The organism is Gallibacter sp. Marseille-QA0791 (assembly GCF_965119705.1).
GTDB classification, from domain to species: domain Bacteria; phylum Bacillota; class Clostridia; order Peptostreptococcales; family Anaerovoracaceae; genus Lentihominibacter; species Lentihominibacter excrementipullorum.
In genome coordinates, this window is sequence record NZ_CBCPMH010000001.1 from 475,789 (window position 1) to 490,095 (window position 14,307).

Annotated in this window: 15 protein-coding genes; all 15 read left to right on the forward strand. The window is 50.7% G+C overall.

Features of this window, described 5'->3' with window-relative positions; all coding sequences use genetic code 11:
- Nucleotides 1–79: 79 nt before the first annotated feature.
- Nucleotides 80–1,027, forward strand: a complete 948-nt coding sequence (hpfH, locus tag ACQY69_RS02270; protein WP_428258268.1) for a (2S)-3-sulfopropanediol dehydratase activating enzyme — start codon at nucleotides 80–82, stop codon at nucleotides 1,025–1,027.
- 2 nt (nucleotides 1,028–1,029) lie between these two features.
- The gene (gene hpfG / locus ACQY69_RS02275) at nucleotides 1,030–3,567 is read left to right on the forward strand and encodes a (2S)-3-sulfopropanediol dehydratase (protein ID WP_428258270.1); all 2,538 of its coding nucleotides are present in this window, start codon (nucleotides 1,030–1,032) and stop codon (nucleotides 3,565–3,567) included.
- Nucleotides 3,568–4,005: 438 nt separating this feature from the next.
- The gene (gene spoIIIAA, locus ACQY69_RS02280) at nucleotides 4,006–4,917 is read left to right on the forward strand and encodes a stage III sporulation protein AA (RefSeq protein ID WP_428258272.1); all 912 of its coding nucleotides are present in this window, start codon (nucleotides 4,006–4,008) and stop codon (nucleotides 4,915–4,917) included.
- Nucleotide 4,918: 1 nt separating this feature from the next.
- A complete protein-coding gene (locus tag ACQY69_RS02285; protein ID WP_428258273.1) occupies nucleotides 4,919–5,431 on the forward strand; it encodes a hypothetical protein in 513 nt (170 codons plus the stop codon).
- Between the two features lie 18 nt (nucleotides 5,432–5,449).
- A complete protein-coding gene (gene spoIIIAC / locus ACQY69_RS02290; protein ID WP_428258275.1) occupies nucleotides 5,450–5,644 on the forward strand; it encodes a stage III sporulation protein AC in 195 nt (64 codons plus the stop codon).
- An 8-nt stretch (nucleotides 5,645–5,652) separates the two neighbouring features.
- Nucleotides 5,653–6,039, forward strand: a complete 387-nt coding sequence (gene spoIIIAD / locus ACQY69_RS02295; RefSeq protein ID WP_428258277.1) for a stage III sporulation protein AD — start codon at nucleotides 5,653–5,655, stop codon at nucleotides 6,037–6,039.
- A 55-nt stretch (nucleotides 6,040–6,094) separates the two neighbouring features.
- Nucleotides 6,095–7,189 (forward strand): stage III sporulation protein AE, encoded by a 1,095-nt coding sequence (spoIIIAE, locus tag ACQY69_RS02300; RefSeq protein ID WP_428258278.1) that lies wholly within the window; start codon nucleotides 6,095–6,097, stop codon nucleotides 7,187–7,189.
- Nucleotides 7,177–7,350 (forward strand): stage III sporulation protein AF, encoded by a 174-nt coding sequence (locus tag ACQY69_RS02305; RefSeq protein ID WP_428258279.1) that lies wholly within the window; start codon nucleotides 7,177–7,179, stop codon nucleotides 7,348–7,350. The genes spoIIIAE and ACQY69_RS02305 overlap by 13 nt, the downstream gene beginning before the upstream one ends.
- Before the next feature lie 39 nt (nucleotides 7,351–7,389).
- The gene (locus ACQY69_RS02310; protein WP_428258281.1) at nucleotides 7,390–7,824 is read left to right on the forward strand and encodes a hypothetical protein; all 435 of its coding nucleotides are present in this window, start codon (nucleotides 7,390–7,392) and stop codon (nucleotides 7,822–7,824) included.
- Nucleotides 7,817–8,428 (forward strand): SpoIIIAH-like family protein, encoded by a 612-nt coding sequence (locus ACQY69_RS02315; RefSeq protein WP_428258282.1) that lies wholly within the window; start codon nucleotides 7,817–7,819, stop codon nucleotides 8,426–8,428. The genes ACQY69_RS02310 and ACQY69_RS02315 overlap by 8 nt, the downstream gene beginning before the upstream one ends.
- 312 nt (nucleotides 8,429–8,740) lie before the next feature.
- Complete coding sequence (locus ACQY69_RS02320; protein WP_428258284.1) at nucleotides 8,741–9,970, forward strand: saccharopine dehydrogenase NADP-binding domain-containing protein; 1,230 nt, start codon at nucleotides 8,741–8,743, stop codon at nucleotides 9,968–9,970.
- Nucleotides 9,971–10,012: 42 nt separating this feature from the next.
- Nucleotides 10,013–10,663, forward strand: a complete 651-nt coding sequence (locus ACQY69_RS02325; protein WP_428258286.1) for a hypothetical protein — start codon at nucleotides 10,013–10,015, stop codon at nucleotides 10,661–10,663.
- Between the two features lie 30 nt (nucleotides 10,664–10,693).
- On the forward strand, nucleotides 10,694–12,142 hold the full coding sequence (locus ACQY69_RS02330; RefSeq protein WP_428258288.1) for a sodium:solute symporter family protein: 1,449 nt from the start codon (nucleotides 10,694–10,696) through the stop codon (nucleotides 12,140–12,142).
- Nucleotides 12,143–12,170: 28 nt separating this feature from the next.
- The gene (locus tag ACQY69_RS02335; protein WP_428258290.1) at nucleotides 12,171–12,410 is read left to right on the forward strand and encodes a hypothetical protein; all 240 of its coding nucleotides are present in this window, start codon (nucleotides 12,171–12,173) and stop codon (nucleotides 12,408–12,410) included.
- The gene (locus tag ACQY69_RS02340) at nucleotides 12,391–13,998 is read left to right on the forward strand and encodes an amidohydrolase (protein WP_428258292.1); all 1,608 of its coding nucleotides are present in this window, start codon (nucleotides 12,391–12,393) and stop codon (nucleotides 13,996–13,998) included. The genes ACQY69_RS02335 and ACQY69_RS02340 overlap by 20 nt, the downstream gene beginning before the upstream one ends.
- Nucleotides 13,999–14,307: the final 309 nt, after the last annotated feature.

Sequence of the window (14,307 nt, forward strand, 5' to 3'; positions counted from 1 at the left end):
AAAGGCCGATGGAATTTCATCGGCCTTTTGATATCATCATAATATACTGAAAATGCGGTGACAGACGGGAGGGAAGAGGATGACGGACACCGGAACCGTATTCAACATACAACGCTTCACCATCCACGACGGGCCGGGCATGAGGACCGAGCTTTTCCTCAAGGGGTGTCCCCTGAGATGCCGCTGGTGCAGCAATCCCGAGAGCCACAAAGCATATGTGGAGCCGGGAGTATACAAGAGTAAATGCATTTCTCCGAAGAAATGCGGCCTTTGCCAGAAGGTATGTCCCGAGGAAGGCGCCCTCGTATTTTACAGAGGGAGGCTGACGGCTATCGACAGGGAAAAGTGTACCAATTGTATGGAGTGCGCCGCGGTCTGTCCGGCCGACGCTATAAAGCAGTGGGGCAGGGAGATGACGGTAGACGAATGCATGAAGGCGATCATGAAGGACGTGGACTTCTATCAGCGCTCAGGCGGAGGTGTCACCGTATCGGGCGGAGAACCGCTGCTGCAGAGCGACTTCGTGGCAGAGCTTTTTAAGAGGTGCCATCAGGAAGGCATCCACACCTGCTGCGAATCCACATTCCATACAGGATGGGACAAGGTAGAAAAGGTGCTTCCGTATACGGATCTGTTCATCTCTGACATCAAGCACATGGATAACGATGTACACAGGGAATATACGGGATCCGGCAACGGACTGCTGCTGGAAAACCTGGCGAAGCTGGCGGAACGCGGCTGTGAGATGATACTGAGGATCCCGGTGATACCGGGGATCAACGACGATACGGACAACGTGGAAGCCACCGCAGATTTCATTATCGAAAGGCTGGGAAACAGCGTCAGGACGCTGCAGCTTCTCAGCTTCATGCGGCTGGGAGAAGAAAAATACGCATCCCTGGGGATGCCTTATGAGATGAAAGAGCTGAAGTTCAACAGGAGGTCCCTCCAGAAGCGGGTGAGAGAGATGGCCGATTACTTCAACGGCCGGGGTATCCACTGTCTGGTGGGAACGAAGGAGAGATAGTTATGGAAAATATCAGGAAAGACAATCAGATTCACTGCACCGCTTGCGGTACGGAAAGCTACGATCACAGCTACAGCCTGGGATATAAAGTAGGTCATGAGGACTGGTCGCCGTTCCCCAGGGTCAACAGGCTGCGTCAGACTTTCCTGGACAGGGAGTACGACGTGGACGTGGAAAGGCTGAGGCTGGTGACGGAGGCCTATCAGAATAACGACAAGAGCCCGCTGAAGGTGAAATGCGCCAGGGCTTTCGAGAACATACTCCTCAACGTCAGCCTCCACATATACGACGAAGATCTGATACTCGGAGAGATAGCCGCGCCGGCCAAGGCCGCGCCTATCTATCCGGAATTTTCCGTGGACTGGATAATCGACGAGGTGCTCAACGAGCCTTTCGAGGAGAGGGAGCACGACCAGTTCTATATACGAAACGACGAGGAGAGGAAGGAGATCGTCGACCTGTGCCGCTGGTGGCAGGGCAGGACTGTAGACGATCTGATAAACGCCGAGCTGGACGATGATCAGCTTAAAGGCTCCGAGGTAGGCAAGAAGATATTCCAGACAAACCTCTACCACTATGCGGGAGTGGGCCATCTTGTGATGGACTACGAGAAGCTGATGAAGAACGGCTTCGACGGATTTATAAAGGAGGCGGAGGCCGGTCTCGCCAGGATAACCAAGGAAGACCCGGACTACGGCGACAAGCGTGATTTTTACGAAGCCATGATAATTTCCCATCAGGCTGCCAAGAAGTACATACTCAGGTATGCGCAGCTGGCCGACGAGATGGCGGCTGCCGAAAAGGACGAGACAAGGCGCGGCGAGCTGGAGACCATGGCCGGAAACTGCCGTCAGATAGCCGGAGGCCCGGCAAAAACTTTCTGGCAGGCGCTGCAGCTGTTCAATTTCGCAACTACACTGACTCAGATTGAGGGCAACGGTCACTCCATCTCATATGGCAGGATGGACCAGTGGCTCTATCCGTACTACGAGGCTGACATGAAGGCGGGAGACATCACCAGGGACTTCGCCCTGGAGCTGATAGAGGTGCTGTACGTCAAGATGAACAATCCTACCAAGCTGAAGGACGGCGGAACCGTCAAGGTCCGTCAGGGCAGGGGATTTGGCGGCGAATGCCTCACCATCGGCGGTGTCGACAGAGACGGCAACGATGTGACCAACGATCTGACTATGCTGATGCTTGAAGCATCAGCCCATACCAGGATGATGAACCCATGGTTGCTGGTGAGGATGCATGAGGAGACCCCTTATGAGCTGAAGGTGAAAGCCGTGGAATGTATCAGAGCCGGATACGGTCATCCTAAGCTTTTCAACGATGAACCTACTATCAGAGCCATGATGAGGAAGGGCATGAGCCTGGAGGAAGCGAGGGACTACGCCGTGGTAGGATGCGTGGAGCCTGACCTTCCGGGAAGAGAATATGGCTGGCATGACGCGGCCTATGTCAACACGGCAAAGATGATGGAGATGGTCCTCAACGGCGGCAGATGCCTGGACTGTGGTCCTCACTGCGCCAGATGGGAAAAATGCGGAGCGTTAGGCGGCCACCTGGGACCTGATACCGGAAGCCTGGAGACCTACGAAAACTTCGACCAGGTGCTGGAGAGCGTCGACAAACAGTTCAAATACTGGACCGACCAGATGTGTTCCAGCCTCAATATCATAGACAAGGCTCACAGAGCCAGGAAGCCGCTGCCGTACGTGTCCTCCTTCTTTCCGGACTGCGTGGAAAACGGCAGGGATCTGACGGAGGGAGGCGCCAAGTACAACGGTATCGGACCTCAGGCCAGCGGTCTGGCCACCTGCGCCGATTCCCTGGCGGCAATAAAGCAATTGGTCTTCGAGGAAAAGCGGTTCACGGGAGCAGAAATGCTGCAGGCGGTAAAGGACAACTGGCAGGGGCATGATATACTGTACGCTCTGGTCAACAGCTCCAAGGTCCATCATTACGGCAACGACGACGATTACGCCGACGATCTCTTCAAGTTCATGTTCGAGTGCTACTGCCGCAATGTGGCGGGACGTACAACGCCGAGAGGCGGCCAGTTCAATCCGGGAGTATACTCGGTCAGCGCCAACGTGGGGATGGGACTCAACACCAACGCCTCCCTGGACGGACGAAGAGCTGGAGAGGCCATCTCAGACAACCTGGGACCTGTCCACACCGACGGCGGCTCTCATGATACAGAGGGGCCGACAGCCCTGGCCAATTCCGTCGGCAAGGTGGATCACAGTCTGGCACCTAACGGAACACTTCTCAATATGAAGTTCCCTCAGGAGGCTGTTGGAGGTATCGAGGGCAGAGATAACCTGGTGGACTTCATCGACGCCTATTTCTCCAAAGGAGCAATGCATGTCCAGTTTAACATCATGAGTTCCGCTACTATGAAAGCGGCCCAGAAGAAACCGGAGGACTATAAGGACATGCTGGTCCGTGTAGCGGGTTACAGCGCTTATTTCGTGGAGCTGGGCAAGGCTCTGCAGAAAGATCTGATACAACGTTCCGAACTGCATTTTTAACGACTTGCTCATATCGGCGGACTGATGGATACCAACTCAGCAGCCAGTTCAGCAGTTCGTTGATCCGGTAGTTTGACGCTCCGGCACCCGACGGGTTATACGGGATTTGGCTTTTCAGACCCTTTCCCGTATAGCAATTTGCCCACCATCTCCTCAAAACAGCACTGTTTTTATACAGTTTTTCCTGCTGATAGGCCAAATCAAGTATAAAAATTGCGAAGAAATCGACGTTGGCTTATACGGGAAAAGGATAAAACCTTTCGAAAGAGTATAGAGGTTCGTGGTAATTATTGTAAAATATTGAAGCTAATAAGATATATGCACCAATGGATTGCAGTACAGCATTTTCATTGGTGCTTTTTTTTGCGGGATTCTCTGTCATATTTTTTGGGACAAGGAATATGATTTAGTATCAACTAAAGAAAAAGGGGTGAAGAGATGGACAGGAATACGGAAAAGATATTCCGCAGGCTGCCGGTATCTATCAAGGAAAGGGTAGACGAGCTGCCGGAAATCATACGCGACGATTTTGAAGAGATACGCATCAGAGTCTTCAGCGACACGCTCATCATAAGCGGCGGCAGGGAGATAAGTCTCCACGACGGGAGGTCGGTGACGCCTGAGGTGCTGGACGAGACGCTCAACAGATTGCTGGATTATTCATATTACGCTTACGAAGAAGAGCTTTCCAAGGGCTACATAACTATAGAAGGCGGCCATCGAGTGGGGATATGCGGCCGGGTGACGCTGAAAGAAGGAAAGGTGTATCTGATAAAGGATGTTTCTTCTCTCAATATAAGACGAAGCAGACAGATAATAGGAGCATCGGAAAACGTCATAGGGGCGGTATGGGACGAAAAGACAAACACCATCAGGAACACTCTCATCATATCGCCGCCTAAATGCGGAAAGACGACTATACTGCGGGATCTGGCCAGGAGTCTTAGTCACAAAGGGTTTCGCGTCGGCATATGCGACGAGCGTTCAGAGATAGCCGGCTGCCACAATGGAGAGCCCAGCTATGATCTGGGCGGCAGGACAGATATCCTGGACGGCTGCCCCAAGGCTGAAGGGATCCTGATGTTGATACGCTCCATGTCTCCGGACGTGATAATGACTGACGAGATAGGGAAACGGGAAGATGTGAGCGCTGTCGAAGCCGCTCTGTGTGCCGGGGTCAAGACCATCACCACGATACATGGCAACAGCTACGAGGATGTGGCCAGCTCCTCCGTAGGAGAGCTTGTCAGGAACCATGTGTTCGAGACTCTCATATTTCTGTCCGCCCAGCCTGTTACAGGAACAGTGAAGCGTGTCATGAAGCTGTCAGGGATAGGGAAGGACGTATGATATGCTGAAGTTTGCGGGATGTATCCTCATTTTTATGAGCTGCGCCGCGCTCGGCTTCATGAAGGCTTCTTCCTATAGAGACAGAAGGATCGAATTGGAAGACACGCTGGAGCTGATAAGGATGCTGGACATGGAGATATCCTACAGGCGCGACCCTCTAGCCAAGACATTCGGTAACGTAGCGGCCATGAAAAACTGCTGGTTTTCCCATATACTCAGAGAATGTGCCGGAGCCATGAAAAAGCAGGAACCATTGGAGGCGGCGTGGCGAAGAGCCATAGATGAAAATATCAGCGCTTGTCCGCTGGATCAGAGAGATATCGCGATACTGAAGGATATCCCGACAGGACTGGGAAAAAGTGACGTGCAAGGACAGCGAAACGTCATAGAACCGGCGGTAATGAGGATACAGAGTCATCTGACCGAGGCCGTGGAACAGGAGAAAAAACAGGGCAGGATGTACAGAGGTATTGGCATCGCGTCCGGTGTCGTGATAGCCGTCATGCTGCTGTGAGCGAGGAGTATATCGATTATGGAAATAGATGTTATTTTTAAAATAGCTGCCATTGGTATTGCCATCGCCGTCCTCAACCAGGTGCTGGTAAAGGCGGGACGAGAGGAACAAGCTATGCTGACCACCTTGGCCGGTGTCATTGTGGTATTGATGCTGGTGATACAGATGATAGGCGAATTTTTCGATACTGTAAGGACCTTCCTCCAGTTTTAGGTGGCCCTATGGAAATAATGAAAATCGTGGCGACAGCGCTTACAGGCCTTATCCTGGCCATTGTAATGAAAAGCGTCAATAAGGAGATATCGATCTACATAGTATTGGGGACCGTGATGATAATCTTCCTTTCAGTAGCTTACAGACTGGCAGAGATATTCGGTTTTCTCCAGGGCATATACGATAATGTCACCTACGGCCGTACATTTTTCCCGGTGATATTGAAAGTACTGGCAGTGGCTTACATAACAGATTTCACCGCTCAGCTGTGCCGGGACGCGGGAGAGGCATCCATAGGTTCCAAAGTAGAGCTGGCCGGTAAAATAATAATATTCTATCTGGCCATGCCCATACTGACGGCCATCCTTGAGCTTATAAAGACGCTGCTGGGGTGATAGAAAGAACGGAAGAGATCAGCACATAACAGAGAAGAAACAGGAGGCGTGAAAAATGGATTATGAAGCCGTCATAGAAGCGCAGCTGGACTCCATGGATCTGTCAGAACTCGAGGATATCATGGGGGATGCCGCCGCAGGAGGAGGTATCTTCGAAGGTATGACAGTTGATCAGGTGATAAATAACCTGATCAACGGCGAAGCGCTTTTCGATTCGGAGAGGATAATGGACAATCTTATCAACCTGTTCCTGATGGAGGTGAAGGGTTCTGTATTCCTTGGATGCGAGATACTGGCCATCTGTATCGTTACAGGTCTGCTTTCAAATTTTTCCAATACATTCGGCAGCAAGACAGTCTCGTCTCTGGGGACTATGATATGCGGTGTGGTGATAACAGCTCTTTGCATAAGCAATTTTTATCAGACGTACCAGTATTGCCAGGATACTATCAACACCATGACAGCTTCCATGGAAATACTGCTGCCGGTCATGATACCGCTGCTGATATCCATGGGAGGTATATCGTCAGGGAGTATCATGAGTCCTGCCATGGCAGGAGCTGTCACCGGATTCAATTTTATCATGGAGCATGTGATACTTCCATTAGTCTTCCTGTCGGCTGTCTTCGTGATGATAAACAGCATCACGGAAAAGGACTATGTAAAGAAGCTGTCAGGTTTTCTGCGAAAAGGGGCTATATTCCTGACAGGACTGATAATAACCGTATTTACAGGGATCACAGCCCTCCAGGGCGTCGTGACCAAGTCGGCTGACGGCATACTGATAAATACCGCCAGGTTTTCCATAGATAATTTCGTACCAATAGTTGGCGGATTCGCCGCTGACTCTCTGGACATGGTCATCAGCTGTATCGGATTGATAAAAAACGCTGTAGGACTGATAGGGATACTCATCATCATCTCCCTGCTGGCGGTGCCAGTGATAAAGCTTCTTTCCATAGCTGTCATATATAAAGTCATCGCCATAGCTGCCGAGCCTGTGGCGACCAGGAACATTTCCGACAGCCTCAGTGAGATAGGCAGCGCGGCGGTTACCATGACGGTAGTGCTGGCGACAGGAGCCTTTATGTTCCTCATATTCATAACCATACTGATGGGGATGGGAGGTGGCGGCACGTGGACATCGTAAAGCAGTGGGTCAGCAGTCTGTTCATCATGATATTGGCTCTGTCATTCATGGAAATGCTGCTGCCGGACAGCTCCATGGGGAAATACATAAAGTTCATATTTTCACTGGCCATAATGGCTGCCATATTGTATCCGGTAATTTATCTTACAGGGGAATATTGAAAGAGCTGACAAATATATTCTATATAGAGGATGCTTCCGGTGGGACCGGTTTTGCTGAAGGGGGAAAATACTTTGCTGGACAAATTGAAGAAAGACCCTGCCTTTAAGGAAAAAGGGCTGAAGGTCATAGCACTTTTCATCATATTAGCGGTCATACTGCTTTCTCTGGACGTATTTACTCAGAGCCGGGACGGCAGGAGCCAGATAATAGATGAAGACGGAGGAACAGAGGCGGAGCTGTGCGCTATCCTCACCGATATAGATGGTGTTGGGGATGTAGACGTGATGCTCCAGTACGACGATGAGGAAAAAGTATCGGGCGTCATCGTGACAGCCCAGGGAGCAGGCAATCCGGTGGTGAAGAACGATCTCATCAATGCGGTGATGGCTGTCTTCAACATATCACCTGCCAGTGTGGAGGTTTTCGAGAAGAAAAGTGTCGACAGATATGAGGAGGAAGATGCAAATGAGTAACAGGAGATCCGTGTTTTCTTTTATAAAGTCCAATCGCAGGAAAGTGGCTGGATTACTGGCGCTGGCTCTCGCCTTCGGAGCGTGGACAGCGATCGGCGGGCCTTTTTCAAAGGAGGCGTCCAGCGATGACATACCTCTTCACGATGGTGATGTGCTGGTGGACAGCCTCAACGTCAGCGAGGAAAGCGATAAGGCTGAAAATAAAGTGGACGAATCGTCACTGGTCACGTCAGACGATGTATCAGAACTGGAGAACAGCGATACATATTTCCAGGAACTGCGAGCCACCCTGGATATGGACAGGAACAAGATAATCTCCATGCTGACAGATGCTGAGAATTCAGCATCGGGAAGCAAGGAAAAGGAGGAAGCGACGGCCCAGAAGATGCAACTGCTGGAGTACATGGGGCAGGAAAAGACCATAGAAACATTGCTGAGAAACAAAGGCCTGCCTGAATCTTTCGTGGTGATAACGGAGAGCGGAGTCAATGTCACCGTCAATTCAGAAGAATTGGATCAGAGCATGGTGACCAAGATATGTGATATCGTCATGCGGGAGACTGGCAGAGAAGCAAGTCAGATCATCGTACAGGACGCGTCGTGACCGGATCCCAGACATTGGCGTTACGACGTTCACAGCTTCCCGGTTGCAGTTTCGCTACCGGCGGTTGGGGTTCTGCAACTTCCGGAAGCCCTGAAAAAGCTGAAGAATATACTGAAAAATCCAAAGGTTGCAAATATTCAACCAAATATATCGTAAAAAGAATAAAACGCATCTGTCATCTGGAAATACATTCTATATAAAATCATTGATATTTCAACGTTTATCACTGTCCGCCGCTGCGGTGAATGCATCTGGCATACCTGTTGCATTTATATTTACAGAAAGAAAAACACATAGAAGGAGGGAAAACATATGAAAGTACTTATTGTCGGAGCCGGCGGACAAGGCGGATCATGCGCCTCCATACTGGCGAGACAGGACAGCGTAGACGAGATCCGTCTGGTAGATCTTAAGGAAGAGACCGCCAAAGCTGTGGCCGACCACATAGGCGGCGGGAAAATCAGGACGGGAACTGTCAACGCGCTCGACCCGGATGATGTGGCCAGAGCCGCTGAAGGTGTAGATGTAGTAGTGGATATGGTCATGCCGTGGATGGTGCCGTACGTGATGGAGGGTGCTCTCAAGGCAAAAGCCAATTACATCAATACAGCCTTCGATGCTCCGTTCTGGGACAAATTCGTGGAAGGTGTATCCATCGAAGACATGCCTCTGTGCAAGGAATTCAAGGAAGCAGGCCTTACAGCTCTCTTTGGCTGCGGATTTGCTCCGGGATGGACTAATGTGCTGGCCAGAAGGCTGGCCAACAGGCTTGATAATGTGGACAGCATCAAGATGAGGATAGGAAAAGCCACCCATCTGCCCGGCGAACACGAGTATGACTGGGTACTGAGACCATGGAATCCTGGCTGGTCACCTAAGCAGGCCCTGATAGACTGCGCCTCTCCTACATACGCGCTGGAAGGAGGAAAATACGTCCAGTATCCGCCGTTCGGAGGACTTGAGATGTGGGACTTTCCGGAACCTGTAGGCAGACTCCCCGTGACTCATCACTCCCACGAGGAGATATACAGCATGCCGGCCACATTCAAGGGCGTGAAGGATATAGACTTCAAATACTATCTGATGTATCAGCCTGCCATTTTCTACGCCATGGGCTTGTGCTCCCAGGATAAAGTAAAGGTAGGCGATGCGGAAGTCGCTCCTATCGACGTGGTGACCGCCATGGTGCCTCCTCCTCAGAACAACATATTCGGAGCTACCGACGAGGAACTGGAGTATGCCGACAAGACGGCTTTCATAGAACTGGTGGTAGAGGTTTCGGGAGAAAAGGACGGCAAGAAGGTGACATGGACTGCCAACTGTCCTAAGATGAATGCTCCCGGACCGGAGCTGAAGAAGCTGTATGGCACTGCTCTCGTATATGTATCACTTCCTCTGGCTACAGGCACCATGCTGATAGACGAGATCGATATGCCTAAGGGCATCGTTTTCGCCGACGAGCTTGACCCTGAGGTATTCATTGACAAGATGATGGGAACAGGATACCCGTACAAGTGGAAGGAGACTGTCAAGGAAGGCTGAAGGAAGGAAAACGTTTGACAGAAAGGAAATCGGTGACGAGAGATGAGGGAAGAAAAGAGGCCGGCGGTGAAACGGCTGAAGAAAGCCGTAAAACCTGCTAAGTCAAAGGATAACATATTCCATACGAAACAGGTGGCCGACAGACAGGAAGCCATAGACAGCAAGCTAAAGCTGCTTCACGGCAGTATCTTCGGCAAACCCATCATAAAGTTCGATATAGGTGCTGTCAGAGATGTCTGGGTCCCGTACTGTTATCTCGAGTACGATTTCCATGTCGAACGGAGCGTCATGTTCAAAAAAAAGGGACTGGTAAAGGAGGGGAAGGTGGCTGTAGTTCTGGATGTCAATGAGATGCATCCTTTCCAGTACGACATCTACGAAAGCGGCGAGCTGCCTCTCATCAAAGGAGTCCCTGAAACAGGAAACAGAGAAATAATAAAGACGGAAAATTCGTTCCACGACATGGATGAAAAATCTCAGGAATACATCCAGTTCAAGATAATGAGAAAGTTCTACGGCCGCAACGGTAAACTGGATATGGCTAAATGCCGGTTTTTTTACAGACCGGCCGTAGAGCTTGAGATAATATACAAAGGAGAGAATTCCAACATGAGATACGCCTATCTGGACGAATTTGCCGTGGAGAGCGAACACGTGTTGGGCCTCAAATACAGAGTCGAAAACAATTTTTGATATATTTGATTTATCGGAAGGAGGAAATGCATGGCTATAAATTTTGCTGAGATCTGGTCGACCTTTGACTGGATCATCATCGTCGCCTATTTCGTAGCGATCATATCGGTCGGCCTGGTGATGCGTAAAAGAGCCAGTAAGAACATGAAGAGCTTCTTCGTGGCTTCAAGACGGCTCACCATACCTGTGCTGGTCGGCGTAGGAGCTGCCAGCTGGTACGATTCCTGGACCATCGTAGGTCTGGCCGAGTGCGGCACTACCATGGGTATCTGCATGATATTCATTTACATAATACCAACTGCTATCCTGAGGCTGCCGCTGGCAGTGTGGATAGGGCCTCTTGTGAGGAACAAGATACCTGACTGGGTGCTGACGATGCCTGATCTGATGGCCTATATGTATGACAAGAAGACAAAATTCGTGATGGCGCTGGGAATGCTCCCGCCATTTCTCTATGAATCGGCGCTGCTGACTGCAGGCGGTTCAGTTATTGCTTACGTTACAGGCATGAATATGTGGGTCGCCTTCGTACTGCTGGGAATAATAATCATATTCTATACTTCTCTGTCAGGTCTGTGGGGACTTGCGGTAACCGATATGATGCAGTTCGTGGTCATGTCGGTAGCTGCCGGTGTCCTCTGCTTCGGTCTGATGGCTCATTTCGGCGGATTCGGAAGCTTATTCGATCAGGTCGGCGAAGTGAATCCTGAGTTTCTGACTGTTACGGGAGGCGAGAGTCCTATGTCTATCCTGGGATGGATAATAAGCGCTCTGGCCATGTACGCCAATTCCCAGTCATATCAGCGATTCGGATCATCGAAGTCAGGCGGAGATATCAAGGTTTCATACACCTGTATCATGATATTCGGATTGTTCTTCAGCTCCATAATGGTTATTGCCGGAATGGCTGCTCTCATACTCTTTCCGGAGGCAGCGGCAGAAGCGCCGTCGGAAGCTTTCTGGGCTACCGTATTCACAACACTGCCTGTGGGGCTGCGGGGACTGTTCGTAGCTGCCTTGCTTTCCGCAGTGATGTCGACAGTCAGCGCCGATTATCTCATATGCGGCGCAGTGATCGTCCACGATATCATAAAGAGCTTCTTCAGGCCTTCACTCAGCGACAAGGGCGAAGTATGGGGCACTCGTATCGTCATCTGGATAGTAGGACTTCTCATAATCATATGCACCTATTTCTGGGAGGACGGTATATCCAAAGCTTACTATTACTGTGGAGGATTCCAGGTAGCAGCCTTTATCGTCCCTCTCATGCTGGGGCTTTTCTACAAAAAGAAGACCCCTGCGGCCGGATTCTGGAGCCTGCTGCTCACCATTGTGGCTTACGCCGTATGGGAATTCGTTCTGGGAACTCCTTGGGGCATACCTGCCAATGTGGCCTGCATCATATTCAGCGTCATCGTATATGTCGTTGTTGCCAAGCTTACCTATAAGGATGAAGAGCAGAAGCAGATAGCTGCGTAAGGTTTACGGGACAAGGAGGATATGTATTATGAAAAAAGATATTAGCGAAGAGAAAAAGAACAAGCTGGCCGTGATATGGGCCATCATATGTATCGTTTGCTCTGTATTGATATGGTGTCTGACCATAGGACAGTCGGATATAATACTGCCTGTCTTCATGGGAGCCGCAGCTTTGCTGTACGGACCTATCACTGCCTTTCTGTATCTGAGGGAAGTCAAGAATGGTGTGTTCAGTGTGGAGGATGAAGATGAAGAAGAAAGCGCTTAGATGCAGGAATATCTACACCTCGTTGAGTCCTGCGCTGACAGACGGGTACGTGATATGCGGGGATGATGAGATAATATTCGTTGGCAGCGAAGCTGACGGAAAGGAACTGATCGACAGCGAAACGGAGGTCTTCGATTTTGAGGATAATTTCCTGATGCCCGGGTTTAACGATTTCCACGTCCATCTTCTATCCGGCGCGCTGATGGAAAAGGACGGAGTGCTCCGTTATGCCGAGTCAGAGGAGGAAGCCGTACGGCAGCTGTTAGCTAAGAATCCCGAAGATACGGGAGACAGATGGATACTGGGAGGAGCCTGGGATAATTTCCGCTGGCCGGAAGGAAAGCTTCCGACCAAAGAGAGCCTCGACAGATATTATAAAAAAACGCCTGTATTCCTTCTCAACAAGGAATGCCATGGAGCGTGGGCCAACAGCGAAGCGCTGAGACGTTTCCATATCACCGGGGACACCCCTGATCCGGAAAACGGCAGCTTCTTCAGATACGACGATGGAGAGCCGACAGGATATATCCATGAAGCCGCCGTGATACCGATGCTCAAAGGGATACTGGAAGAAATGACGCCTGAGGAGATGTCGGGATATGCCAGAGCCTTCGCGCAGATGGCTAACAGCTATGGTGTCACATCGGTAGGAGACCTGCCACTGTACGGCATAAGAGGCGAAAAAGCATATAAGCTGCTGGAAGACGCAGGAGATCTGAGCGTCAGGATAAATTTCGCCGTCGCTTTCAGCGAAGAATTGGACGAAGTGCTGAGGACCAGGGAGGCATATCATTCCGATATGCTCCGCTTCATCGGCGTCAAGGATTTTCTGGACGGCACGCCGATGGGCCATACAGGATTCATGCTGGAGCCCTATACCGATATGCCCGATTTCAGGAGCAACACCATGATAGAACCTGAATACCTGAAGACAAGAGTTGCGATGATGGCTGAAAACGACGTTAAAGTAAGGCTCCACGCATGCGGCGACGCTGCCGTACGCCTGGGACTTGATGCCTACCAGTACGCACTGGAGCTCCATGGAGATAAAGACCTTCGCCATTGCATCGAGCATATCGAAGCTATCTCGCCTGACGATATAGCCAGGTTCGGGAAGCTGAAAGTCATAGCGTCTGTACAGCCTGATCACCTGCCAAAATACGATTTCGAGGGACACCCGTTCCACACCATGATAGGAGACGAGCGGATGAAGTATTCATGGCCTTTCAATTCTATAAGGAACACGGGAGGAAAGCTGGCCTTCGGCACCGACTATCCGGTGACGGAGCTGAATCCGCTGAGAGGCATATTCAGAGCCGTTACCAGGCTTACTGACGAGGGTGAGCCTGACGGCGGATTTTCGCCGCAGGAGAAGCTGACCATCCATGACAGTCTCAGAGCCTATACCTACGGCTCCGCATACGCGTCTGACTTCGAGGACAGGAACGGCAGCCTGGAAAGCGGTAAACTGGCCGATATCGCAGTTTTCGAAAAGAATATCTTTGACTGTGCCGATGACAGAAGCGGAATGTTCGACATGAAAGTGCTGATGACCATGGTAGGCGGGAAAATCGTTTACGGTAAGTGAGGATGGCCTGCCGCTGCCTGGGCGGCTCGGACACTATTTGGATGCGGGCGGAATATCGCCACCGCGTGAATTCCCACCTTTCCACGATAATATGAGGCTCTCAGAGGGCTGTTTTGAAGCGAGTCAGGATATTCGCCATGAAAATCATCCTGAAAAACAGAGGAAAATATCGTGAACCCCTGTCGAAGCGACAACTGGCGATAATCCGGGAAAACCGATGCCGCAACTGATGATAATCCCATAATCCCGAAAACCCTGTGCCGGTGGAATCACCATCTGCACAGGGTTTTGTCGTGGGCATTTTTTCAC